This window comes from Rasiella rasia, assembly GCF_011044175.1.
In the GTDB taxonomy this organism is placed as follows: Bacteria; Bacteroidota; Bacteroidia; order Flavobacteriales; family Flavobacteriaceae; genus Marinirhabdus; species Marinirhabdus rasia.
Genome location: NZ_CP049057.1, coordinates 1,155,304 through 1,179,656, shown reverse-complemented (window position 1 = coordinate 1,179,656; position 24,353 = coordinate 1,155,304). Strand labels below are relative to the sequence as shown.

22 protein-coding genes are annotated in these 24,353 nt (G+C 38.4%); 19 read left to right on the top strand and 3 right to left on the bottom strand.

The window, feature by feature from the left end; all coding sequences use genetic code 11:
- Positions 1 to 111 precede the first annotated feature (111 nt).
- Positions 112 to 1,116, top strand: a complete 1,005-nt coding sequence (locus G5B37_RS05385) for a 3-oxoacyl-ACP synthase III family protein (protein ID WP_164679043.1) — start codon at positions 112 to 114, stop codon at positions 1,114 to 1,116.
- A 428-nt stretch (positions 1,117 to 1,544) separates the two neighbouring features.
- Here the strand turns inward: G5B37_RS05385 and G5B37_RS05380 are convergent, their stop codons facing one another.
- Positions 1,545 to 3,983, bottom strand: a complete 2,439-nt coding sequence (locus tag G5B37_RS05380; protein ID WP_164679042.1) for an outer membrane beta-barrel family protein — start codon at positions 3,981 to 3,983, stop codon at positions 1,545 to 1,547.
- Positions 3,984 to 4,332: 349 nt separating this feature from the next.
- On the opposite strand from G5B37_RS05380, the gene G5B37_RS05375 reads away from it, so the two are divergent.
- Positions 4,333 to 4,692 carry a CoA-binding protein gene (locus G5B37_RS05375; protein WP_164679041.1) on the top strand — a complete coding sequence of 120 codons (360 nt, stop codon included), beginning with the start codon at positions 4,333 to 4,335 and terminating at the stop codon, positions 4,690 to 4,692.
- Here the strand turns inward: G5B37_RS05375 and G5B37_RS05370 are convergent.
- The gene (locus G5B37_RS05370) at positions 4,663 to 6,126 is read right to left on the bottom strand and encodes a sodium:solute symporter (RefSeq protein ID WP_164679040.1); all 1,464 of its coding nucleotides are present in this window, start codon (positions 6,124 to 6,126) and stop codon (positions 4,663 to 4,665) included. The two genes, G5B37_RS05375 and G5B37_RS05370, sit on opposite strands and share 30 nt — an antisense overlap.
- A gap of 111 nt (positions 6,127 to 6,237) precedes the next feature.
- Here G5B37_RS05370 and G5B37_RS05365 point away from each other — a divergent pair, with 111 nt between their 5' ends.
- The 6 genes from G5B37_RS05365 to G5B37_RS05340 all read left to right on the top strand — a co-directional run bounded on the left by G5B37_RS05365 (position 6,238) and on the right by G5B37_RS05340 (position 14,680).
- Positions 6,238 to 8,730, top strand: a complete 2,493-nt coding sequence (locus G5B37_RS05365; RefSeq protein ID WP_164679039.1) for a T9SS type A sorting domain-containing protein — start codon at positions 6,238 to 6,240, stop codon at positions 8,728 to 8,730.
- A 75-nt stretch (positions 8,731 to 8,805) separates the two neighbouring features.
- Positions 8,806 to 9,423: a recombination mediator RecR gene (recR, locus tag G5B37_RS05360; protein WP_164679038.1), complete on the top strand. Its 618-nt coding sequence runs from the start codon at positions 8,806 to 8,808 to the stop codon at positions 9,421 to 9,423.
- A 6-nt stretch (positions 9,424 to 9,429) separates the two neighbouring features.
- Complete coding sequence (locus G5B37_RS05355) at positions 9,430 to 10,554, top strand: glycosyltransferase family 2 protein (RefSeq protein ID WP_164679037.1); 1,125 nt, start codon at positions 9,430 to 9,432, stop codon at positions 10,552 to 10,554.
- A gap of 74 nt (positions 10,555 to 10,628) precedes the next feature.
- Positions 10,629 to 11,960: a dihydrolipoamide acetyltransferase family protein gene (locus G5B37_RS05350; RefSeq protein WP_164679036.1), complete on the top strand. Its 1,332-nt coding sequence runs from the start codon at positions 10,629 to 10,631 to the stop codon at positions 11,958 to 11,960.
- Positions 11,961 to 12,088: 128 nt separating this feature from the next.
- Complete coding sequence (locus G5B37_RS05345; RefSeq protein WP_164679035.1) at positions 12,089 to 13,207, top strand: hypothetical protein; 1,119 nt, start codon at positions 12,089 to 12,091, stop codon at positions 13,205 to 13,207.
- Between the two features lie 150 nt (positions 13,208 to 13,357).
- Positions 13,358 to 14,680 (top strand): hypothetical protein, encoded by a 1,323-nt coding sequence (locus tag G5B37_RS05340; protein WP_164679034.1) that lies wholly within the window; start codon positions 13,358 to 13,360, stop codon positions 14,678 to 14,680.
- A 46-nt stretch (positions 14,681 to 14,726) separates the two neighbouring features.
- Here the strand turns inward: G5B37_RS05340 and G5B37_RS05335 are convergent, their stop codons facing one another.
- The gene (locus tag G5B37_RS05335; protein WP_164679033.1) at positions 14,727 to 15,344 is read right to left on the bottom strand and encodes a thioredoxin domain-containing protein; all 618 of its coding nucleotides are present in this window, start codon (positions 15,342 to 15,344) and stop codon (positions 14,727 to 14,729) included.
- Positions 15,345 to 15,389: 45 nt separating this feature from the next.
- Between G5B37_RS05335 and G5B37_RS05330 the strand changes: the two genes are divergently transcribed.
- The 11 genes from G5B37_RS05330 to G5B37_RS05280 all read left to right on the top strand — a co-directional run bounded on the left by G5B37_RS05330 (position 15,390) and on the right by G5B37_RS05280 (position 24,353).
- Entirely contained in the window at positions 15,390 to 16,163 is a 774-nt protein-coding gene (locus tag G5B37_RS05330; protein ID WP_164679032.1) for a 3'-5' exonuclease, read from the top strand.
- A 124-nt stretch (positions 16,164 to 16,287) separates the two neighbouring features.
- On the top strand, positions 16,288 to 16,899 hold the full coding sequence (locus tag G5B37_RS05325; RefSeq protein ID WP_164679031.1) for a fumarylacetoacetate hydrolase family protein: 612 nt from the start codon (positions 16,288 to 16,290) through the stop codon (positions 16,897 to 16,899).
- Positions 16,900 to 17,241, top strand: coding sequence for an Hpt domain-containing protein (locus G5B37_RS05320; protein WP_164679030.1), 342 nt, complete (start codon positions 16,900 to 16,902; stop codon positions 17,239 to 17,241).
- Positions 17,242 to 18,489, top strand: a complete 1,248-nt coding sequence (locus G5B37_RS05315) for a competence/damage-inducible protein A (protein ID WP_164679029.1) — start codon at positions 17,242 to 17,244, stop codon at positions 18,487 to 18,489.
- 75 nt (positions 18,490 to 18,564) lie between these two features.
- The gene (gene rpmB / locus G5B37_RS05310) at positions 18,565 to 18,804 is read left to right on the top strand and encodes a 50S ribosomal protein L28 (RefSeq protein ID WP_164679028.1); all 240 of its coding nucleotides are present in this window, start codon (positions 18,565 to 18,567) and stop codon (positions 18,802 to 18,804) included.
- Between the two features lie 23 nt (positions 18,805 to 18,827).
- Positions 18,828 to 19,010, top strand: coding sequence for a 50S ribosomal protein L33 (rpmG, locus tag G5B37_RS05305; protein WP_164679027.1), 183 nt, complete (start codon positions 18,828 to 18,830; stop codon positions 19,008 to 19,010).
- Positions 19,011 to 19,019: 9 nt separating this feature from the next.
- Positions 19,020 to 19,172 carry a DUF4295 domain-containing protein gene (locus tag G5B37_RS05300; RefSeq protein ID WP_164679026.1) on the top strand — a complete coding sequence of 51 codons (153 nt, stop codon included), beginning with the start codon at positions 19,020 to 19,022 and terminating at the stop codon, positions 19,170 to 19,172.
- 220 nt (positions 19,173 to 19,392) lie between these two features.
- The gene (ftsY, locus tag G5B37_RS05295; RefSeq protein ID WP_164679025.1) at positions 19,393 to 20,346 is read left to right on the top strand and encodes a signal recognition particle-docking protein FtsY; all 954 of its coding nucleotides are present in this window, start codon (positions 19,393 to 19,395) and stop codon (positions 20,344 to 20,346) included.
- A 115-nt stretch (positions 20,347 to 20,461) separates the two neighbouring features.
- On the top strand, positions 20,462 to 21,766 hold the full coding sequence (gene rimO, locus G5B37_RS05290; protein ID WP_164679024.1) for a 30S ribosomal protein S12 methylthiotransferase RimO: 1,305 nt from the start codon (positions 20,462 to 20,464) through the stop codon (positions 21,764 to 21,766).
- 35 nt (positions 21,767 to 21,801) lie between these two features.
- Complete coding sequence (locus G5B37_RS05285) at positions 21,802 to 23,094, top strand: hypothetical protein (protein WP_164679023.1); 1,293 nt, start codon at positions 21,802 to 21,804, stop codon at positions 23,092 to 23,094.
- Positions 23,095 to 23,108: 14 nt separating this feature from the next.
- Complete coding sequence (locus tag G5B37_RS05280) at positions 23,109 to 24,353, top strand: glycosyltransferase (RefSeq protein ID WP_164679022.1); 1,245 nt, start codon at positions 23,109 to 23,111, stop codon at positions 24,351 to 24,353.

The following is a 24,353-nucleotide window of genomic DNA, read 5'->3' as shown; positions in this document are numbered from 1 at the left end:
AGTTGGAGTAGGAGGAACTATTTAATATTATGCATGCATAACATCTAATTTCGAAAAGTTTTATCTGCTAGAGTCGAATTGGTATCTTTCGGAAGAATTTATCGACACTTTATGTATACTTCCAAAATTTCAGGTGTGGGACATTATGTTCCAGAGAATGTGGTTACTAACGATGACCTTTCAAAATTAATGGAGACCAACGATGCTTGGATTCAAGAGCGTACAGGTATAAAAGAGCGGAGGCATATAAAAAAGGGGGATGGCAATTCAACTTCTATTATGGGTGCCAAGGCGGCTAAGGTTGCGCTAGAGCGTGCCAATTTAGCGCCAAACGATATAGATATGATTGTTTTTGCTACTCTTAGCCCAGACATGTATTTTCCGGGTGGTGGTGTGCAAATTCAGGAAATTATGGGAATGAGAACCATTCCTGCGCTAGATGTGCGTAACCAATGTAGTGGATTTGTCTATGCAATTTCGGTAGCAGACCAGTTTATTAAAACAGGGATGTATAAAAATGTGTTGGTAATTGGTGCCGAGAATCATAGTGGCGGACTTGATTTTACCACACGGGGACGAAGTGTTTCGGTGATATTTGGCGATGGCGCTGGAGCAGCTGTGTTGTCTAGAAACGAAGGTGAAGGAGGTATTTTATCTACCCATCTCCATTCTGAAGGCGCACATAAAGATGAATTATCACTTCAAGGGCCAAGTACCAATTATTGGGTACCAGAAATAATTGCCGATAATCCGCAGGAAGATATTCCGTATTACCCATACATGAACGGGCAGTTTGTTTTTAAGCACGCCGTAGTTCGTTTTGCAGAGGTTATTAATGAAGGATTGCAAGCTAATAATTTGGAAGCTTCAGATATTAACATGCTAATTCCGCATCAAGCCAATTTGCGTATCTCACAATTCATTCAGAAAAAGATGAGGTTGAGCGATGATCAGGTATTTAATAATATTCAAAAATATGGCAATACAACTGCTGCTTCTATTCCTATTGCCTTGAGTGAAGCCTGGGAAGAAGGGAGAATTAAAGAGGGCGATTTGGTTGTTTTAGCTGCTTTTGGTAGCGGCTTTACGTGGGGTAGTGCCATTATTAGGTGGTAGTTCTTTTTTTTACTTACTTCGGAAACTTTAAGCCTTGAAACATTTTTATTGGAATTAACTTTCAGAAATAAAAAATAAAAAAAAAGGACCGCGCTTCCCCAAGAACGGTCCATGTATATAAACTAAAACTCCTCAATTTTAGTCTCGCAACTAGGGTTGAGATTTCCTCAATCCATTTAGTTACTTAGTTGAATTCAAAAGTACGTATCAAAGTCATTCTGCAAAATACCCAGTAGCGGGTATTTAAAAAACAAAGCCCCCCAGCGCTTATACGATAGGAGGCTTTAAACCAACAATTTTAATTTTTTAAAGGCTAATTCAAATAAATTATAAATGTTTAGGTACTTGTTTCATTTTAATAGACTTAAAAACTGTGCCAAACGTTGCACCTCTATAGTCGTTTTAACATAACTTTGACAGTTTCGGTATTAAAAAATACCTCCGCTACCATCTTTTTCATTGTCATCACGTCGCTTACGAGACTTTGCTCGGTATTTGCCTCCACCAAAGCGGTATGCGAGCGATACATTCACGGTGTTGCTTTCCCAATTAAAGGCACCTACTTGGCGGTACGGACGAACACCATCAAAGGCAAATTGCATAGTGTCAAAAATGTCGTTGTAATTAAGACTAAAGGTTCCGCGACCTTCCCATAAACTTACTCGGGCACCCACGTTCACAAAATACATTGGCTCTATTTCAAATTGGAGGGTACGATTTTGTCCTCTATAAAATCCGAAAGCCGAAAGTGATACGGTTTTGGTTACTTTAAAATTATTAAACACTCTAAAGTTCCATGCAGTGTTATCTACCTCTACCGTCTCTGTTACGATATCTGCAACAGATGGATCTGCTTGATTGGTATCTACAAATTCACTTATACCAGTTTGTGTTTGGTTGTAAAGGTCGAAACTTGCATTAAAACTCCACCATTTTGTGGGTCTGTAGTTTCCTGAGAGTTCAACTCCATACGCACTAGTATTGTCAAAATTATCGTAGGTTAATATCACTCGGTTAATATCGTTTCTATCTACAAAAAGCGCTCTGTTAATTTCGTCCTCAATAGCGCGATAAAATACACCTCCTGTAATGCTTCCTTTTTCAAGACTGCGCGTGTAATTTGCTTCAATAGAATTTGTAAACTGAGGTTGTAACTGCGTATTTCCGAAGGCAGAAATAAAAGGTGTAGTAAACTCTCTAATAGGATTTACTTGACTAATACCAGGTCTGTCTACTCTACGACTGTAACTTAGCTGCATTTGGTTTTTTTCGCTAGGAGTATAAGTAACAAATGCCGAAGGGTACACCTGTAAGTAGTCGTTGGTAAAGGCTTTCACCGTGTTGGTGTCTGCTTTCACTTCTACCTGTTCTACTCGTGCTCCCAACTGTACAGACCATTTGTCGAAGCTCTTTCCAAAAGTGGCATAGGCCGAATAAATATCTCTTTTGTAGTCGAAATCTGTACTTGGCGTTGGCACAAGGGTTCCTTGACTATTCAGAGAATTTCCGGTAGAGTTGTACGCTATATTTGTTTCAAATAAAAGCGCTTGTACGCCCAATTCTAATTTTGTGGTTTCGTTTAGCGGATTCACATAATCAAGATTTACGGTAAGTCTATCACGGTCTGTGTCTGATGCATCTTCATAGTTATCTAAAAAGGCATTACCCGTAAAATCGAAATCAATATCTTGATCGTCTGTAAATGTGTTATAATCTGCTTCCAACTCAATATTATGACCTTCTTTTTCAAAGTCTATTTTATAGTCGAAATTGTATTGCGAAGAGCGGTTGTCGCTCATTGCTCTAAATAGTTGTTGTTGGTCAAAAAGTGGCTCGTCATAGTAAAAAACGGAAGTGAGTCCGGTAGTGCCACCATCAAAAAGATTCTGATTGGTAAAAACTGAAATGGTATGTTTATCGTTTAAGTAGAAATCTACGCCCACTTTGAAAAGATTAGATCGTCCTTTGTCTAACACATCAAAAAATTGCTCAGAATTGTCGTCTGGTCTAAAAACATGTCCATTGTTTTGGTTTTTAGAGCTGTTATGTCCCCAGTTTCCGAAGAAATTAAACTTACCATTTCTATAGTTCATATCAATAGCGCTATTAAATTTGGCTTCTTCTTCATACGTTAGGCCCACCGAAGCATTCCCGTTAAATCCAATCATGGTGTTTTTGTGCAACACTATATTAATGATACCGCTCATACCTTCGGGATTGTACTTTGCCGAAGGATTGGTGATAAGTTCTATTTGTTTAATAGAGGTAGAAGGAATCTGTTTTAAAAGTTGCGCAATAGGAACGTTACTTAACTTTCCGTCTACCATAACGCGTACGTTTTGATTACCTCGTAGCGAAATATCACCTGTTTGCTGATCTACGTTTACGGAAGGAAGGTTGTTCATAATATCTGCTGCAGTCGGACCAGACGTGGTAAGGTCTTTTCCTATAGTAACTACTTTTCTATCTAGTTTTTGTTGAATAGTTGTACGCTCTGCCGTAACGGTTACTTCTCCTAAAGAAGCAACATCTTCCTCTAATAAAATAACCCCTAAATCTATATTCTTGTTGCCAGACGAAATAGTTATCTGGGCGGTATATTTTTTATAACCAATAAATTGAATAGAAGCGTTATAGGTGCCGCCAGGTATTTCTGAAATTTTAAAAATTCCATTGTCGTCGGTAACACCGCCAGTAAGAATAGCACCGTCTAATTGTTCTATTGCGATCGTTACATACGGAAGTGGTTCGCGAAGGTTTTTGTCTAATACAGATCCGCTTACCGAACCTTTAATGTCGTTTGTTGCTCCAGCTGAGATAGGAATTAACAACGTGCATAGCATGAAAAATAAAAAAAACTGTTTCATTTTTTGATTGATTAAATTGTTTGATGAATGTATTGCAAACTACTTTGTATAGCATAGCAATTGATGCTAGTAAGCCACAAAATAGAAGTTGATTACAAGTAAGACGCTAGAACAGAAATTATGTTACATTGAATTCAAAAAAAAAACCCGAAGTCTAGAACTTCGGGTTTTCGTTTTTGTTGCTATTATTAACACTAACCATCAACGTAAAATTTTTCACAACAAAAACATGAAATATTTCTATTATATAGACGTAGCAGGTTTCAAATTGTTACAACGAATTATTTTTTTAACATTCTTTTAGCGGAAAGCGTCTTTTTGGCGTTAAAGTTATTCCGAAATTTGACATATGAAAAAGACACTCGTACTTGGAGCAAGCTTGAAGCCGGAGCGCTATTCTAATATGGCAATTCAACGGCTAGTAATGTATAATCACCCCGTTAAAGCTATTGGTTTACGGGAAGGAGAAGTTGCAGGGGTGGAAATTTCCACCGAAAAAGAAGAATATGAAGAAATAGATACCGTAACTCTCTATTTAAATCCGTCTAGACAGGAAGCGTACTACAACTATATTATTTCACTACACCCCAAACGTGTAATTTTTAATCCAGGAACCGAAAATCCGAAGTTTTACAAGTTGTTGAGAGAAAATAATATTAAGGTAGAGGAAGCGTGTACGTTAGTTCTTTTGGGCACGAACCAATATTAAACCTAAGTAGGTAAGGGCGCCATTAAGAATTAGGATAAAAAAGCCAAATTCAAAACGAAACCAAGCTTCACTAAAATAGCTAATGGCATACCCAATAAAAGGGGTAAGAATCGCCACCAACGGAACCCACTTATCTTTTACTTTCCACTTGCTAAACAATCCAAAAGCATACAAGCCTAATAATGGCCCATACGTATAGCCAGCAAATGTGAAAAGCTTCACGATAACCGACGTGTCGCCGATGGCATAGTTAAAAAAGATAATTACTAAAATGAGTAAGAGCGACATACCAATGTGTACGCGCTTTCTAATCTTTATTTGATCTGCCTTTGAGCGCTTCTTTTCAATATCTAAAATATCGATACTAAACGATGTAGTTAACGATGTAAGTGCGCTATCGGCACTACTGTAGGCTGCCGCAATAAGTCCGAGAAGGAAAAATACGGCCAAACCAATTCCTAAGCCCGAATCTACGGCAATGGTAGAAAATAGCTTGTCTTTGGCAGCATCAATACCATTTTGTTGCGCGTAGAGCGTTAGTAACAGCCCTAGACCTAAGAATACTAAGTTTACAATGGTTAGTACTAGGGTAAACCAAAACATGTTCTTTTGGGCATCTTTTAAATTTCTACAGGTTAGGTTTTTTTGCATCATATCCTGATCTAAGCCCGTCATTACAATAGCAATAAAAGCACCGCTAATAAATTGTTTAATGAAGTATTGTCCGCTTTTGTAGTCGTCGAAGAAGAAAATTTGCGATAAATCGCTTTCCGATATTGTAGTGATAAGATTGCTTCCGCCTATTCCTAATCCTTCAGATACGTAGTAAATTCCTACCCCTAGCGCTAAAAGCATAAAAAGGGTTTGAAGCGTGTCTGTCCAAACTATGGTTTTAATACCGCTTTTAAACGTGTACAGCCAGATTAATAAGATTGTAATGGTAACTGTTACCCAAAACGGAACTCCTTGTTGCCCAAAAAATGGCATTTTATCGAATACCAAATCTTGTAATACAATGGCAACTAAGTACAGTCTGAAACTTGCCCCAACGACTCTTGAGAGTAAAAAGAAAGACGCCCCTGTTTTGTATGATGCATTTACGAAGCGCTGATCTAAATAGGTATAAATAGATGTTAAGTTAAGTCTATAGTACAAGGGTAAGAGCACAAGACCAATTACTGCATAGCCCACTGTATAGCCCAGAACAACTTGAAAGTAACTAAAGCTTGTTGCAGCAACAGCGCCAGGCACAGATATAAATGTCACCCCACTAAGAGATGCTCCAATCATACCAAACGCTACTAGGTACCAAGGCGATTGTTTACCAGCTTTAAAAAAGTCGTCATTGCTTCCCCCGCGATTGGTTAAGTATGAAATAAGGAGTAGCATTCCAAAATAACCGCCAATTAACAATAAAATATGTAAGGGTTGCATGCTTTTTTTGACTTAGAAGTGTGTGTAAAAATACAAAGTTTGAAGCCATCTTCATTTTATTTTTTAATACTTTTGAAATCGTTTGAAAATTAATTGTTTACTACCATCCTTATGAAATTAAAATTTTCCTTACTCGCACTTGTCGTTTTTATATTTCAGCAAAACACGGCACAAGAATATTTAGAAATGATTGACGCAGGTACGTATGCTGTATCTGAAGTCGTTCAAGAAGCAGAAGCTTACTTTGCAGATAAAGACAAAGGTAGAGGCACTGGGTATAAACAATTTAAACGTTGGGAATACATGGCAAATCGCCTTCAAAACGAATCGGGTTACCTACCAACGATTACTGAAAATTTAACCGAATTACAACGCTATAACCAATACTTAAACGAAACAGCAGCTACGCGTCAAGCCCTAAATGACAATTGGCTAGAATTGGGGCCCTTTGAAAAAAATGGTTCTACAAGTTGGAATCCTGGTGTTGGACGAATCACCGGAATTGCAATAGACCAAACCAATACAGACCATATTATAATTGGAGCAAATACAGGGGGTGTATGGCGTACACTAGATGGTGGTGAGAATTGGGAGCCTCTAGGAGATACTTTTACTAACCTTACTGTGTACGCGGTAACTATAGATCCTTCAGATAGTGATACCTATTATTTTGGGTCTTCTAGCGGACTCATATTTAAATCTACAGATGCGGGTGCTACTTGGACAGAGATGGCAGATATGAGTAATTCACTTATCAATAAAATTGTGATAGACCCTTCTAACAATGCAATTATGTATGCCTGCTCTCAAAACGCAGGAATTTTTAGATCTGCAGACTCGGGGGCCACATGGAATTCTATAGGAGTAGACGGACGGGCGTACGATGTTGAGTTTAAACCAGGAGATCCTACTACGGTTTATGCATCTGGAGAAGGTTTTCATGTTTCTACAGATTCTGGAGTAACATTTGCTACCGTTGCAGGTCTAGGAAATGGACCAAAAATGATAGGCGTATCTCCAGACGATTCAAATAGAGTATATGTGTTAGAGGCAGACGGCGGTTCATTTGGAGCTTTTTATATGTCGACTGATAGTGGCGCAACATTTATAGAAAGAAACCATGCAGGACGAAATTACTTTGGGTATGATACGGCTGGTATCGAATCTGGAGGTCAGGCTCCAAGAGATATGGACGTTGCGGTAAACCCAGATAACGCAGATGAAGTACACATTGCTGGAGTTTTAACATGGCGTTCTGCAGATGCCGGAGTTTCGTTTAGTTGTACTGCAGATTGGATTCCTAATGCTGCAGCAAATGCAAATATTGGCTACTGTCATGCAGATGTAGATTTGTTGTTATTTCAAGGCACAACACTGTATGCAGGTACCGATGGCGGAATTTTTAAAGCTGAAAATACCAGTAATGTTACAGCAGACTATTACGAAGATATTACGGCAGGCATTGGTATTAGACAATGGTACAAAATTGGTATTTCTCAAACACCAGATGTGCTTGTAACTGGTGGAAGTCAGGACAACGGAAGTTCTTTTTACGATGAAGCAACGGGTATATGGACAGATTGGATTGGTGCAGACGGTATGGAAGGATTTGTAGACAAAGATGATCCAAATGTTATGTATGGAATGATTCAGTTTGGAGGTATGTATAGGACAGATGATGGTGCCAATAACTTGAGCGGACTTAATAACCCTGCTTCAGGAAACTGGGTTACTCCGTTTGAGCAAGATCCGGTAGTAACAAATACAATCTACGCCGGATTCGATAGGGTGTATAAATCTACTAACAAAGGAAATTCATGGGCGGCTATCTCTCAATCATTTCCAAACAACTTGAATCACCTGAAAATTGCGCCTTCAAATAACCAGATTATGTATTTATCTGTTAGTGGTCAAATTTTTCGCACAGAAGACGGTGGAGCAACAAATTGGAGTCCTGTAACGTCTCCAAACGGGCAAGTAAACAGCATTGCAATACATCCTACAAAACCAAATACCGTTGCCGTAGCTATAGCGTCTACTAACAAAGTATTGGTGTCTCATGATGGCGGTGAAAATTGGGAAAGTATGAAATTAAACCTTCCAGATTTTAGCGCACTTGCAGTGGTGTGGCATGACAACGGTGGCGATGGTTTGTATGTGGGTATGGACTACGGAATTTATTATATAGACGCAGGCTTAACAGAATGGCAGCCATTTAGCAATAATTTACCTAACGTAATTATTAATGAATTAGAAATTCATACCGCAAATAATGAACTTTATGCGGCGAGTTATGGTCGTGGTTTATGGGTGTCGCCAACAGCAGATCCTAGTATCATTTTAGGAACAAGAACCAATACGTTTGCTGAAAGTATATCGATTTACCCAAACCCAGCGGGTGATGAAGTGACTGTATCTACAAGAGAGGCATTGTCTGGAGCAGTACGAATTTATGACGCTACAGGAAAATTAGTTATCTATAAAAATGAAACTATGTTAGATGGCTCACAATCCATTGCAATTTCATCATTACAAAGCGGCGTTTATTTTGTTAGAATTAATACCGAAAATGGAACGGCGACCAAAAAGTTGTTGAAAAAATAAAATACAACTTTAGTTAAAAAATGCTTCAGACAAGGGTGATCTTATCTGAAGCATTTTTTTTATCTTCACGCACCGATGGAATTCTCTTCAAAATTATTAGAAAACGCTGTAAATGAAATGTCACAACTCCCTGGCATTGGTAAGCGCACTGCGCTGCGATTGGTGTTGCATCTTCTAAAACAGTCTGAGAACCAAACAGTAACATTGGCAGAAAGCCTTCGCAAGATGCGTGAAGAAGTAAACTTTTGCTCTAATTGCCATAATATTTCAGATACTAAATTATGTGAGATTTGCGCAAATCCTAATCGGAATGAAGCCTTGGTTTGCGTTGTAGAAGACATTCGAGATGTCATGGCTATAGAAAATACGAGTCAGTATAAAGGCCACTACCACGTATTGGGAGGTAAAATTTCTCCAATGGATGGTGTGGGGCCAGGCGAGCTTACTATACAATCGCTTATAGACAAGGTTAAAAATGGTAGGGTAGAAGAACTTATTTTCGCTCTTAGTTCTACTATGGAAGGAGATACTACTAACTTTTACATCTTTAAACAAATTGAATCTTTCAATATAAAAACCACTACTATTGCCAGAGGGATATCTGTAGGAGACGAGCTGGAATATGCAGATGAGGTAACCCTAGGAAGAAGTATTGTACATCGTATTCCTTTTGAAACTTCCTTGAAAAATTAAGCGTCTGTGAAGCTGTCTGTTGTCATTCTTAATTATAATGTGCGCTATTTCTTAGAGCAATGTGTACGTAGCGTAGAACGTGCTATAGGTAATTTGGATGCTGAAATTATAGTGATTGACAATGCTTCGGTTGATGGAAGTTGCGCTATGGTTGCAGAGAAATTTCCGAAGGTAGTATTAATTGAAAACAAAGAAAATGTAGGTTTTAGCGTTGCAAACAATCAGGCGGTGGCAGTTGCTAAGGGAGAATATGTATGTATTTTAAACCCAGATACCGCAGTTGCTGAAGATACATTTTTAAAGTGCTTCCAAAAAGCTGAAGAATTGCCTAAGCTTGGCGCAATGGGTGTTTATCTACTAGACGGTACTGGTAATTTCTTACCAGAGAGTAAACGAAATTTACCCACTCCAAAAGCCTCGTTATTAAAACTGTTAGGACGTACTAAAAAATACTACGCTATGGGAGTTGACCCGTCAGGGGAAGGTGAAATAGCGGTGTTAGTTGGTGCTTTTATGTTTTTAAAGCGAAGTGTATACAATGAAGTTAATGGTTTTGATGAGGATTATTTTATGTACGGGGAGGATATCGACCTATCGTATAAAATTACGCAGGCAGGTTACACCAACTATTATTTTGGAGCGGTAGACACGTTACACTACAAAGGTGAGAGTACAAAGAAAGACGCGGCTTATTTACAACGTTTTTATGGGGCCATGCAGATTTTCTATAAGAAGCATTTTAAGACCAATGTACTTTTAGATATTTCGGTTAAAGTAGGTGTAGGGCTGGCGAAATTACGAAAGAAGCAAGCAATTAGTAAAAAGAAACGTCAGGTCTCCAACCCGTCTGAAGCGATTGTAATTACAGATAACATTGGCATGTTGCAGAAACTTTCCGAAGTAGTAACTGTGCCACTTAAAGCATCTTCTAAAAGTATATTTCAAGATGGTCATGTTAGTAATACCATGCTTATTTTTGATGCAGATTACATACCCTACAATCAGATATTTCAAGTGATGCGGCAATGTAAAAATCGAGGAAACCAATTTCGCATACGTCCCCCAGGCTGTAATTTTATCTTAGGCAGTGATCAAAGCGATGATAAAGGCGGGGTACTTTTGTTTTCTTAATTTTCCACAAAATGAATACATAAACGGCTAATTTTTGATTAATTTTGCCTCCGTAAAAATTGAAACTTTCTATAATGGCAACATTTGAATTGAAACTACCTAAAATGGGTGAGAGTGTGGCAGAAGCTACATTAACCAACTGGCTGAAAGAAGTGGGTGATACCATTGAAGCAGACGAAGCGGTGCTAGAAATTGCTACAGACAAAGTAGACAGTGAAGTTCCTAGTGAGGTGGATGGTATATTGGTAGAAAAACTTTTTGAAGTAGATGATGTCATTCAGGTAGGACAAACTATTGCTATTATCGAGATAGAAGGTGAGGGAACTTCAACTGAAGCTGCACCTGCTAGTACAGCAACACCTGCTGAAGCACCCAAAACAGCAGCAGCTGTTGAAGACACGATAACTGCAGCCAAGGCTTCTACAAGTTCTGTAATTGAGAGTTCTGAAGATCGTTTTTACTCTCCTTTGGTGAAAAATATTGCAAAAGAAGAAGGAATTTCACAGGCAGAATTAGATAGCATTACCGGATCAGGGAAAGATGCCCGCGTGACCAAAAATGATATTTTGCAATATGTTGAGAATCGTAGTTCGAAGCAAGCTGTTACATCGAACGCAGTAGATAGTTCTCAACCTAAGGCCGCTGTAGAAACTAAAAAACCAGCTGCTAAGACCGCAGCTCCAGTTTCTGTAAATGGTGGTGACGAAATTATAGAAATGACACGCATGGGGAAACTCATAGCGCATCACATGGTTGATAGCGTGCAAACCAGTGCACATGTACAATCATTTATTGAAGCCGATGTTACAAAAATTTGGAACTGGCGTAAAAAAGTAAAAAATGATTTCGCACAACGTGAAGGGGAGAACCTAACCTTTACGCCTATCTTTATGGAAGCTGTTGCGAAAGCCTTGAAGGACTTCCCAATGATGAATATTGCTGTAGATGGCGATACTATTATTAAACGAAAAAATATAAACTTAGGAATGGCAGCCGCGCTGCCAGATGGTAATCTTATTGTGCCTGTTATTAAAAATGCCGATCAATTAAACTTGGTGGGTATGAGTAAAGCCGTGAATGATTTGGCGGGACGTGCAAGAGAAGGTCAATTAAAACCTGATGAAATACAAGGTGGAACCTACACAGTAACCAATGTGGGTACTTTTGGAAGTATTATGGGAACACCTATTATAAATCAACCACAAGTAGGTATTCTAGCCTTAGGAGCCATTAGAAAAGTACCAGCTGTAATCGAAACTCCAGATGGTGACTTTATTGGTATTCGTTACAAAATGTTCTTGAGCCATAGTTATGATCATAGAGTTGTAAACGGGGCACTAGGAGGACAGTTTGTAAAAGCAGTTGCCGATTACTTAGAGGCTTGGGACGTTAATAGAGAGATTTAAAATTTCCGAAGTTAGACTAAAATTAAACCGATTTCAGCTGAGAGCGGATTTTATTATTATAGAAGAAAGCAGAAGCAACCTTTGGCGACTATGACAGAAGTGTAATTCTAAAATTTTCTACTTATTTTATGAAAAACGTTTATATATTTTTTCTCGTAGCCATTTCTACTCTTACCATTTCTTGTGATAAAGGAGATGATGATTCTAGTACTGATGGATCAATGGACCTAGAAGCCACAGTATTTTTTGATTATGTAGAATTTTCTTGGAAACGCCCTACACGGGAAGTGAATATTGACGTGTCTTACGACCTTTATCTAAATGACGAATTGTTGGAGGCTAATAAGCTAAATCCGGGATATGTGCTAGAAGATTTAATGTTTAACACCTCTTACGTTTTTAAAGTTATAGGCGATATTGATGGTGCTATTTATACAGAAGAAATTGCTTTTTCTACAATTAATCCAGATGATTACAATTTTTTATTGAAATCGATTGGAGCAGACGAACCTTATTGCTTTTATGATAACAACGAATTACTTAGCAGCACAGAAAGTTATGTCACAGATTTAGAATTTGTTTACGATAGTCAAGGTAGAATAACCAAACAGCTTGAACGAGGTGATATCTATGGGATTTTTACCGACTTTGAATATTTAGGGACTTCATTTTCATATATTAAAAATGCTTTTATTAGTGATACCCCGCTAATAATGGAGTATGATTTTACAAGCTCTAATGCGTATTCTATAAGACATAGAGACAATTTAGCATCTCCTACTTTCGATTATACCTATACCGTTGAACTCAATAGAAATGCACAAGGAAAAATTCAATATTTTGAAATGTTTAATGCGAATGGAGTTACCATTGATGAAATGACCTTTGAGTATGCCAATGAAAACCTGGTGCAATTAAACGATGTAAAAAACGATGTTTTGTATGAAATAGCATACGATACTAAGAAAAGCTACGCTACTTATACAATGTTTGCCATAAGTGGTGGGTCACCTACAAAATTAGCCGCTGGAGTACGATGGCTAGATATAGATAACCTTTATGGTAGATTAAAATATATACCCGAACTTTTTTTGATGAGAAGTGCTAATAATGTCGTGTCGATAAAGGTAAATGGTGATGTGCTTAGAACGTACGGTTATGAGTATTCAGGATTAGAGTATCCTACGGAAATTACCTATGATAACGGTAATAGTTATGAATTAAACTACTACATCGAGGAAAATTAGTTATAGTAAAAAAATATATTGTAAAAAACCGTTCCAATACAAGAACGGTTTTTTTATGAATTTTATTCATGCACGCAACCTTTTCTGAATGCTACAGACTTCTAAGTGGAAGACTCCAGAATAAATTAATTATTAGAAAAACTAAGTAGCATGACAAAATTAACGCACAGATACATAATTTTAGTAATAGTATTAATGGTCTCACTTTTTAGTTGTAGTGAAGACGACAGTGAAGTGCAGACCGAAGATCAAACGCTCGCTAGAATTAGTGTGAGTCCTGTAGTTCTAATTGAAGGAGATGTTGCTAGTTCGGGAGCTTCAATTATAGATAGTGGTAACTCTGCTATTACCAAAAAAGGGATTTGTTGGGACACTTCTCCCAATCCCGACCTCACTAATTTTACAACCACTGATGGAAATGGTAGTACAAGCTTTACCAGCGTAATGGAAAACTTAGCCTTTAACACGGTGTATTATGTACGCGCATATGCAGAGAATGCAACGGGAGTGGCCTATAGCGATGAAATTTCATTTACAACTACTAATACCTGTACTCTTAATATATTTGATGGAGAAGTGCGTTTAACCAATCAGGCCGAAGTAGACTCTTTTGGAGCCAATAATTACTGCGGAATAACAACAGAGCTCATTATTGAGGAAGCCGAAGGCGAGCAAGATCCTATTGTAGATTTAAGTCCGTTGCAGAACATTCGCAGTGTTTTCAGCCTTTATATAAATGGAACAAATAGCTTAGAGACATTAGAGGGGTTACACAACCTTAGTGTTGTAGAAGATTACCTTCAGGTAAGTGATAATGATGCGCTACAAAATATAGATGCACTCGTAAATATTACCTCAAAATTTTTTCTGCTTGATATATCTAGAAATGAAGTGTTAACCACTATTGATGGATTATCGGGTATTACCACTTTAATCGAGCCATCATATAATAATGTTACTGGAATTTATATTGGGCTAAACCCGAAACTTCAACATATTAATGGTCTTAGCAATATCTCTATCGAGGGCGATCGTGGGTCGATATCAATTCATAGTAATGAATTGCTCACCAATATAGATGCATTGTCTGGGATTTCAGGTACAATTGAAAATTTACAACTCGTAGACCTGCCTAACCTTCAGAATACATCTGGCTTGTCTCAGATTACTACTGTAACCGACGAACTTTCTATTATTGGATTGGGAAATGCGGCTAGTTGGGATGGCTTACAGAATATTACTTCTGTTGGAAATAAGCTTTTAATAGCAGATAACCAGGGGTTAATTAATCTTGATATGTTTTCTAATTTGAATAGTGTGACTAGCGCATATTTTACCAGCAATTATTTTTTAACCGATTACTGCGGATTATCAAATGCAGTTAATTCGGGAAATATCGCTTCGTTTACAACAGAGAATAATGCCTATAATCCATCGTTAGCCAATATGCAGAACGGAGATTGTGCATTGTAGAACAAAAGTAAAGTCAGTTACTGCTCTTTCAATTTGAGAGCAGTTTTTACTGTTTTGCTAATTCAGAAATTGTTTTTTCCAAATCATCATACCCAAAAACAGCTTCGTCTTTATTCCAAATAACCGGAAATCTAATCTTGGTTTCACTTGTAAGTTTACGTTCAATAAATGCCATAAACTGTCGGTATACTACAGGATTTTCATTAATGTTGAATACCCGATGGTCTATACGTCGTTTTGTTAATGAGTCTGATAACACTGTGCATTTTTCACAACCATCTGCAGAAAAAAGTACCAGGCGTCCGTCAATGGTTCGTTCAATATCTTTTACCTGATTGTCGTGACTAATATTTATGTCAAGTTCTTCTTCGTTAACGATTAAGTCGTAAGTATAAGTAGATTCTTCCCCAGATAATTCAATAAGCGTTATCATGGGTACCTTGGCTTTTGGGGGAATGTTTTTAATTACTGGCTTGCTAGCGCTCTTTCGGTAGCCTTGCGCATTTACCATCAAGAATACATTGAGCGTATCTGTGGTTTTATTTTCAGCAACAAGCACAATACGCTTCCCTTTTTTCTTTTCAGTAATAAGAACTTTAAGGCCTTGAGCATAGCTTCCAAAGGATGCCAATAATACGGTAATAAAAAGTAGTTTTTTCAACATAGCACAAAAGTAACAATTAGTACCTTTGTAACACAAACCGTACCAATGGAATTAAATTTAAAAAGACCTATCTGTTTTTTCGATCTAGAAACTACAGGAACCAACGTCGCCTCAGACCGTATTGTTGAAATAGCAATCCTAAAAGTATTTCCCAATGGCAACAAAGAAAGTCATGTCTGGCGTGTAAATCCTACGGTACCCATTCCACCCGCGACAACAGCTATTCATGGTATTTCTGATGAGATGGTGGCAAATGAGCCTACATTTAAAGAGCTCGCACCTAAAGTACAAGACTTGTTAAAAGATAGTGATTTGGGAGGTTATAATAGTAATAGATTCGATATTCCCCTGTTAGCCGAAGAGTTGCTAAGAGCAGAAGTTGATTTAGACTTAAAGAAGAATTTAGCTGTAGATGTGCAGACTATTTTTCATAAAAAGGAAAAGCGGACCCTCGAAGCTGCGTATAAGTTTTACTGCGATAAAGAGCTTGTTGATGCGCACAGTGCTGCGGCAGATACAAACGCTACTTACGAAGTTTTAAAAGCGCAATTAGACAGATATGCTGATCTCGAAAATGACACCAAGTTTTTAGCAAACTTTAGCGCACATAAAAACTTTGCCGATTTTGCTGGGTATATTGGATATGACAAACAAGGAAGAGAAGTTTTTTCCTTCGGAAAGCATCGCGGAAAACTAGTTGATGAGGTAATGGAAAAAGAACCAGGCTATTTTGGATGGTTGTTAAACGCCGATTTTCCGCTGTATACCAAAAAAGTACTCACCCGATTGAAACTTCAAAAACTGAACAATAAATTATAGTGCTTCCTTGGTGACAGAGATGTTATACTGCGCTAGGTTAAAGTGCTCTTGAAGCCACAAAGAAATAAGAACTCTGTTTTGTGCATTACGTACAACCCGAAATTGACAATTGAAATATACGCTCATGAAACTCATTTGCATAGGCCGAAACTACACAGATCATATCAAAGAATTAGAGAATGAGAAACCTACAGATCCGGTTGTTTTTCTAAAACCTGACACGGCAATTTTATTGAAAAAACAACCTTTTTTCATACCAGATTTTTCAGATGATATTCACCATGAAGTAGAGGTGCTGGTAAAAATCAAGAAAATAGGAAAACACATCCAGCAACAATTTGCTCATAAATATTACGATGAGATCGGACTGGGTATTGACTTTACCGCTCGAGATCTTCAGCAGGAACTAAAGCAAAAGGGGCTACCATGGGAAAAGGCAAAAGGATTTGATGGTGCTGCTGTAATTGGGAAATTTTATCCTAAGATAACATTCGCCTCAGTAGACGATATTTCCTTTCGGTTAGAACGCAATGGAGCTGTTGTACAGCAAGCAAGTACGGCCTTACAATTATGGAAAATTGATGCGTTAATCGAATATATTTCAAAATATTTTACTTTAAAGATTGGAGATGTTATATTTACAGGTACGCCAGCAGGAGTTGGCAAAGTATTCCCCAACGACATACTAACAGGATTTATAGAAGACAAACAAGCCTTTTCCATTAAAGTAAAATAAATGAGTACACACTATTCAAGAGAAAAATTAGAAGAAATTTCTGGGGGTGATCAAGAATTTATGATCATTGTTGCCAAGACTTTTCTAGAAGAAATACCACCCGACCTTCACGCATTAGAAGAAGCTGTTTCTAATGACAATAAAGAACTAGCATACCAATTTGCGCACAAAATGAAGCCCAACTTCGAAATGTTTGGTCTTGGGCTAGAAAAGGATATAACAAGCATTGAGACTTGGACGCGCTCTTCAAAAAATAATAATGCTATTCAAGAACAAATGGAGCGGGTTGTAGAAACTGTAAACACAGTTTTTGACGAACTAAAAAGAGACTTTTCGCTGTAAATGTTAGCAGAAATTATAACCATTGGCGATGAAATTCTCATAGGCCAAATTGTAGATACAAACTCTGTTTTTATAAGTAAACAACTCAATAGTATTGGGGTGCAGGTGTATCAGATTACTTCAATTCAGGATGAGAAAGAACATATCTTACAAGCACTAAAAGACGCACAACAACGTGTAGATTTAGTGTTGGTAACTGGAGGGCTAGGCCCTACAAAAGACGATATTACCAAAGAGACGTTCTGTACTTACTTTAATGATACCCTCGTAGAAAATCAGGAAGTGCTAGAAAATATCAAGCATATTTTTGCTACCTACGTAAATCTTAAACCACTGCCTAGTAACCTTACGCAGGCCATGGTTCCTGCTACGGCTACAATTTTAAACAACATTCATGGCACTGCTCCAGGTATGTGGATGGAAAAACAGAATACAGTGTTTGTTTCTATGCCAGGAGTGCCGTATGAGATGAAGTACCTTATGAGAAATGAGGTTATTCCTCGGGTGATTAAAAAATACAGCAGGCCTCATATCTATCATAAAACATTACTCACCTACGGAAGAGGTGAGAGTGAAATACAAGAACAAATAAAAACTTGGGAAGCAGCACTTCCAGAAACTATTAAACTAGCTTACTTGCCCTCTTTAGGTCGTGTACGACTTAGGCTTTCTTCTAAAGGAACAGATGAACAGGTGTTAAGAAGGGCCGTAGACCAGCAAATGGACGCTTTACATGACCTGCTACAAGACATTGCGGTAGGGTATGAAGATGAAGCCAATATTCAACAACGAATTTCCGAAGTATTAGTTCAACAAAAAGCTTTCTTAAGTGTAGCCGAAAGTTGTACGGGAGGCGCTATAGCTCAAGAGATTACGGCTACAGCAGGAGCCTCTGCCTATTTTAAAGGAGGGGTAGTGCCTTATGAAACACGGCAGAAAACTTCAATATTGGGAGTAGATGCTATGCTCATAAAAAAACATACTGTAGTAAGTGGTGAAGTAGCAGAGGCCATGGCACAGCAATGTACCAAATTATTTGGCAGCGATTATGCAGTAGCAACTACGGGTATTGCTGGCCCAACCAAGGGTGATGCAGTAGATGAAGTGGGTACAGTGTATATCGCGGTGGCTTCACCTAGGGGTGTAATTTCAGAGAAATTTGTTTTTGGAAATCTAAGAGAACGCGTGATTGCGAAAGCCACCAACAAGGCTTTTGAAATGCTTCTCAAAGAAATTTTAAAAAACTAAGTTGATGTTGTTGTTCAAACCGATTAATTTATTTAAATTTGCACCCTGTTTTAAAATAACTAAAAACAATAAGTAATGTCAAGAGTTTGTGAGCTTACGGGCAAAAGAGCAATGGTAGGGAACAACGTATCCCACGCGATGAACAAGACAAAGCGTAAGTTTAACGTGAATCTCGTTAAAAAACGCTTCTACATTCCAGAAGAAGATCAGTGGTTAACGCTAAAGGTTTGTACTTCTGCATTAAAAGACATCAATAAAAAAGGAATCTACGCTGTAGTGAAAGAAGCCCGTCAAAAAGGGTTCTTAAACCAGTAATTCCAAATAAAAAGCATTAGATAATGGCTAAAAAGGGAAACAGAGTTCAGGTAATTTTAGAATGTACCGAGCATAAAGAAAGCGGTATGGCAGGAACTTCTCGCTATATCACCACGAAAAATAAAAAGAACACTCCAGACCGTATGGAGTTGAAGAAATTCAACCCTATTCTTAAAAAAATGACGGTTCATAAAGAGATAAAATAAGTTAGAGTCATGGCAAAGAAATCAGTAGCATCATTACAAACAGGATCTAAGCGTTTAACGAAAGCCATCAAAATGGTAAAGTCTGAAAAAACAGGCGCTTACACATTTGTAGAGTCTATCATGGCTCCAGACAAGGTTAACGATTGGTTAAGCAAACGATAACCCGTTTATAAGATATTTAGTAAAGCCACTTTTTTACAAAGGTGGCTTTTCGTATTTTTATACGTTTTGGGGCGCTCCCCCGATTTTTATCGGGGTCAGGCTATCCGCTGTATCCCCGATAGCTATCGGGGGATGCCGCTGCTATCCTTAGCGCAACGAAATTGTAACACGTATAAAGAACTACCTAGCCAACTAAACATCAAAATGCATCACCGAAAACATGAGTTTTTTTAAAAAAATATTTAGTAAAGAGAAAAAGGAAACCCTAGACAAAGGTCTGGAGAAAACTAAAACTACCTTTCTTGATAAACTTTCCAAAGCTGTTGCGGGAAAGAGCAAAGTAGATGACGATGTACTCGATAACCTCGAAGAAGTTTTAGTCTCTAGCGACGTTGGAGTAAATACCACCCTCAAAATTATTGATCGTATTGAAGCCCGCGTTTCTAAAGACAAATATTTAGGTACAGATGAGCTCAACCTAATTCTTAGAGAAGAAATCGCAGGACTCCTTAGCGAAGTAGATTCTGGAAATGCCACAGAATTTGAAATTCCATCAGGAACTAAACCACACGTTATTATGGTGGTTGGAGTAAATGGTGTAGGTAAAACTACAACAATTGGTAAGTTAGCTTTTCAGTTTAAAAAGGCTGGTAAAAAAGTAGTGCTGGGTGCCGCAGATACATTTCGTGCCGCAGCCATAGACCAATTGCAAGTGTGGGCAGATCGCACAGAAGTACCTATTGTGAAACAAAGTATGGGTAGCGATCCAGCTAGTGTTGCTTTCGACACACTAGAAAGTGCTGTTAATCAGGATGCCGATGTGGTAATCATAGATACAGCAGGCCGACTTCACAATAAAATTAACTTAATGAATGAGCTTACCAAGGTGAAGCGAGTTATGCAAAAAGTAGTAGGAGACGCGCCACACGATGTATTACTTGTGTTAGACGGTTCTACTGGGCAAAATGCATTTGAGCAGGCAAAACAGTTTACTGCCGCTACAGAGGTAACAAGCCTTGCTGTCACTAAACTAGATGGTACTGCAAAAGGCGGTGTTGTAATTGGTATAAGTGATCAGTTTCAGATACCAGTAAAATATATTGGTGTTGGTGAGGGTATTGAAGACCTGCAAGTATTTAATAAATTTGAATTTGTAGATTCATTTTTTAAATAAGAAGCCAAAAGCAAGTATTAGGAAGAAGAGTCAAAATTATTAAACGCATATATCCGTAAGATGGAACAAGGACTTTAATTCTGACTTCTTACTTTTAAATACTTACTCCCATTTTATGAGAACAAAAACACTCAAGAAAAATAAAATCAACGTAGTCACATTGGGCTGCTCTAAGAATGTGTACGACAGTGAAGTGCTCATGGGGCAATTGCGCGCCAACAATAAAGAAGTGGTTCACGAAGAAGAAGGAAATGTAGTAGTTATAAATACGTGTGGTTTTATAGCCAATGCCAAAGAAGAAAGTGTAAATACTATCTTAGAATACGTTCAGAAAAAGGAAGAAGGCGTTGTAGACAAGGTTTTTGTTACAGGGTGTCTTTCAGAACGATATAAACCAGACCTCCAAAAAGAAATTCCAGATGTAGATCAATACTTTGGTACTACAGAGTTACCAGGTCTGTTAAAGGCCTTGGGAGCAGATTACAAGCATGAACTTATAGGTGAGCGCCTCACCACCACTCCAAAAAACTATGCATATCTAAAAATTGCCGAAGGATGTGACCGTCCGTGTTCCTTTTGTGCTATTCCAATTATGCGCGGTAAACACAGAAGTACTCCTATAGAAGACTTAGTTACTGAAGCAGAGAAGTTAGCGGCAAATGGGGTTAAAGAGCTCATCTTAATCGCACAAGACCTAACCTATTACGGTTTAGATTTGTACAAAAAGAGAAACCTCGCCGAATTACTTCAGAATTTAGTAAAAGTTGAAGGTATTGATTGGATTCGTTTACATTACGCATTTCCAACTGGTTTCCCGATGGATGTGCTAGATGTAATGAAGAATGAACCTAAGGTGTGTAATTATATAGACATTCCGCTACAACACATCGCAGATCCTATTTTAAAAAGTATGCGTCGTGGTACCACAAAAGCCAAAACAACCAAGTTGCTTGATGAGTTTAGAGCGGCCGTGCCAGAGATGGCAATACGTACTACACTCATCGTTGGGTATCCAGGCGAAACCGAAGAAGATTTTCAAACCCTAAAACAATGGGTAAGCGAGCAGCGTTTTGAACGCTTGGGCTGTTTTACGTACTCGCATGAAGAAAATACACATGCTTATAATCTCGAAGACGACGTGCCAGAAGATGTGAAAATGCAGCGCGCTAACGAAATTATGGAAGTGCAAAGTCAGATTTCTTGGGAATTAAATCAACAGAAAATCGGACAAACATTTCGTGTGATTATCGATCGGAAAGAAGGGACGTACTATGTTGGGAGAACCGAATTTGACAGCCCCGATGTAGACAATGAAGTGCTTATTAATGCAGAGGAGGGATACCTGCGAACCGGAGAATTTTTCAATGTAAAAGTAACAGCGGCAGAAGACTTCGATTTATATGCCGAAGTAGTGCAATAATGATGTTGTACACATAAATCCGTACCTTCGTCGTTATGAAATACACTATGTTTTTTGCAACGATCGTATTGCTTTTGTCCTGTAACAATAGTAAGAATAAGGAAGCGAACCCTAGTAGCGAATCTACAGCTGAAGTTGCTACAACCAACTCCATAATTTTAATAGATAATCCTTCCGAAGAAAATAGCCAGTTACCGCGTCTATTTAGTGATGGAAATGAGTTGTATTTTTCATGGGTTACCCGAAAAGATAGTACAGATTATTTATCGTATTCGGTGTTTACAAACAATACATGGCAAACGCCAAAACTAATTACGCAAGGTAAAAATTGGTTTACCAACTGGGCCGATTTCCCTGCTATTGCAGCAAATAAGGGCTCTGTTTTAACCAACCACTTACAAAAATCTGCAGATGGTACGTATACGTACGATGTACGATTGAATTTGTTTGAGAAAAATTTGCCAAATCCTAGCTCAGATCAGGAAGGTGTACAGTACACAAAGCGAAACTTCATACTTCATAACGATGGTACCAAAAGCGAACATGGGTTTGTTTCTATGATACCCTACCAAGAAAATAGCTTTTTCGTTACCTGGTTAGATGGCAGACATACAACTGGGGGTCATGGTTCTGGTGGGCCTATGACGTTACGAAGTGCTGTTATACCTGCCACTGGCGAAGTAGCACAGCGTACTGAACTTGATAGCAAGGTGTGTGACTGCTGCCAAACTAGCGCCGCGATGACCAGCATGGGACCGATAGTGGCATATCGAGATAGAAGTGATGAAGAAATTAGAGATATTTCGATAGTACGATATCTAGATGGAGCATGGACGTCACCTAAAACTATTGGCGATGATAATTGGAAAATCGCCGGATGTCCAGTAAATGGCCCCTCCGTAGACGCTAGGGAAAATAATGTAGCTATAGCCTGGTTTACAGTCCATAGGGGAGAAGGTGATGTACAAGTAGTTTTTTCTGAGGATGCCGGTGAAACATTTACCCGACCTTATAGAATAGACTCAGGAAGTGCAATAGGAAGAGTGGATGTTGTGATGCTAGACAATCAGGAGGCCGCAATACTGTGGATGCAACCTCAAGATGAAAAGGAAATTCTATATGTAATGAAAGTGAATATACATGGTATTACAAGCCAGCCTGTAGTTGTTTCTGAAACAAGTAGCGATAGAGCGAGCGGATTTCCACAAATGGAGCAGCTAGGCGATAATTTAATTTTTGCTTGGACGGCTTCGTCTAAAGAACAGGCAGTAATTGAAACCGCAACGCTATCGCTAGATGCACTTGTCATGCCAGAAAATATACCGTAATATCGTGCTATGTAATGCATAAACAGCTTCTCATTATCGGTCATACGTATCCAGAGCCCTCCACGACGGCCGCTGGAAGTAGAATGATGCAGCTTATTGACTTATTTACAGCTCAAGGTTGTATGATTTCTTTTGCCAGCACTGCAGGAATTTCTGAAAGGTCTGAAGATTTAGCAACGGCAAATATTTCAACACATGCTATTTCCCTAAACGACGCTTCGTTGAATGTTCTTTTGAAAGAAGTAGTGCCCGATATAGTATTGTTTGACAGGTTTGTCACCGAAGAACAGTTTGGTTGGCGCGTTACCGAAGTATGCCCCAATGCCGTTCAGATTTTAGACACAGAAGACCTGCATTTTCTTAGAAAAGCACGAGAAGAAGCATTTAAAAAAGGAATTGCAGTTACCGAAGCAATACTTTTTACCGATACTGCCAAACGTGAAATCGCTAGTATTTTACGTTGCGATATGTCGCTTATAATTTCTGAAATAGAACTTGAATTATTAACTCACACATTTAAGGTCCCTAGCGGACTGCTATTTTATCTTCCGTTATTGGTTGCTGCGGAAATTTCCGAAGATAAGATACATGCGTTAGCTACTTTTAGGAATCGTCAGCATTTTGTGGCATTAGGTAATTTGAAACATGCACCAAACGTGGCTTCTGTTCAATTATTGAAACAACACATCTGGCCGAAGCTTAGACATAACCTTCCGCAAGCCGAATTACACATTTACGGTGCCTACGCCCCTAAGCAAATACAAGAAATGCACAGCCCTAAAGACGGTTTTCTAATTATGGGTTGGGCGCCTAAAATTTCCGAAGTACTTGAAAACGCTAAAGTTCAACTTGCGCCACTTCCATTTGGTGCGGGTTTAAAAGGAAAATTGATAGATGCAATGCGGTATGGGCTGCCTACAATAACTACACCTATTGGAGCAGAAGGTATGTTTAAAGATGAAAATGCCCCCGGCTTTATTGCGAATACTTGGGAGGCATTTATAGAAGAATCGATTCGTTTATATACAAATGAACCTATTTGGGCCACAGCACAAGATCGCGGGTTTAACATTCTTAAAAATCGCTTTCAGAGAAGCTTTTTTGAGGTGTCTTTTCAAAAGGAAATAAGACACTTGCTGAACACGATACACCAGCATAGACGAAAACATTTTATTGGTCAAATTTTACAGCACCAAAGTATGCAAGCAACCAAATATTTAAGCAAATGGATTGAAGCTAAGAATAGTAAGGACAGGTAA

Excerpts from the sequence above, each read along its gene's own strand:
- G5B37_RS05385 (WP_164679043.1), top strand. The coding sequence starts at position 112 with ATGTATACTTCCAAAATTTCAGGTGTGGGACATTATGTTCCAGAGAAT.
- G5B37_RS05380 (WP_164679042.1), bottom strand. The coding sequence starts at position 3,983 with ATGAAACAGTTTTTTTTATTTTTCATGCTATGCACGTTGTTAATTCCT.
- G5B37_RS05375 (WP_164679041.1), top strand. The coding sequence starts at position 4,333 with ATGAAAAAGACACTCGTACTTGGAGCAAGCTTGAAGCCGGAGCGCTAT.
- G5B37_RS05370 (WP_164679040.1), bottom strand. The coding sequence starts at position 6,126 with ATGCAACCCTTACATATTTTATTGTTAATTGGCGGTTATTTTGGAATG.
- G5B37_RS05365 (WP_164679039.1), top strand. The coding sequence starts at position 6,238 with ATGAAATTAAAATTTTCCTTACTCGCACTTGTCGTTTTTATATTTCAG.
- recR (WP_164679038.1), top strand. The coding sequence starts at position 8,806 with ATGGAATTCTCTTCAAAATTATTAGAAAACGCTGTAAATGAAATGTCA.
- G5B37_RS05350 (WP_164679036.1), top strand. The coding sequence starts at position 10,629 with ATGGCAACATTTGAATTGAAACTACCTAAAATGGGTGAGAGTGTGGCA.
- G5B37_RS05345 (WP_164679035.1), top strand. The coding sequence starts at position 12,089 with ATGAAAAACGTTTATATATTTTTTCTCGTAGCCATTTCTACTCTTACC.
- G5B37_RS05340 (WP_164679034.1), top strand. The coding sequence starts at position 13,358 with ATGACAAAATTAACGCACAGATACATAATTTTAGTAATAGTATTAATG.
- G5B37_RS05335 (WP_164679033.1), bottom strand. The coding sequence starts at position 15,344 with ATGTTGAAAAAACTACTTTTTATTACCGTATTATTGGCATCCTTTGGA.
- G5B37_RS05330 (WP_164679032.1), top strand. The coding sequence starts at position 15,390 with ATGGAATTAAATTTAAAAAGACCTATCTGTTTTTTCGATCTAGAAACT.
- G5B37_RS05325 (WP_164679031.1), top strand. The coding sequence starts at position 16,288 with ATGAAACTCATTTGCATAGGCCGAAACTACACAGATCATATCAAAGAA.
- G5B37_RS05320 (WP_164679030.1), top strand. The coding sequence starts at position 16,900 with ATGAGTACACACTATTCAAGAGAAAAATTAGAAGAAATTTCTGGGGGT.
- G5B37_RS05315 (WP_164679029.1), top strand. The coding sequence starts at position 17,242 with ATGTTAGCAGAAATTATAACCATTGGCGATGAAATTCTCATAGGCCAA.
- rpmB (WP_164679028.1), top strand. The coding sequence starts at position 18,565 with ATGTCAAGAGTTTGTGAGCTTACGGGCAAAAGAGCAATGGTAGGGAAC.
- rpmG (WP_164679027.1), top strand. The coding sequence starts at position 18,828 with ATGGCTAAAAAGGGAAACAGAGTTCAGGTAATTTTAGAATGTACCGAG.
- G5B37_RS05300 (WP_164679026.1), top strand. The coding sequence starts at position 19,020 with ATGGCAAAGAAATCAGTAGCATCATTACAAACAGGATCTAAGCGTTTA.
- ftsY (WP_164679025.1), top strand. The coding sequence starts at position 19,393 with ATGAGTTTTTTTAAAAAAATATTTAGTAAAGAGAAAAAGGAAACCCTA.
- rimO (WP_164679024.1), top strand. The coding sequence starts at position 20,462 with ATGAGAACAAAAACACTCAAGAAAAATAAAATCAACGTAGTCACATTG.
- G5B37_RS05285 (WP_164679023.1), top strand. The coding sequence starts at position 21,802 with ATGAAATACACTATGTTTTTTGCAACGATCGTATTGCTTTTGTCCTGT.
- G5B37_RS05280 (WP_164679022.1), top strand. The coding sequence starts at position 23,109 with ATGCATAAACAGCTTCTCATTATCGGTCATACGTATCCAGAGCCCTCC.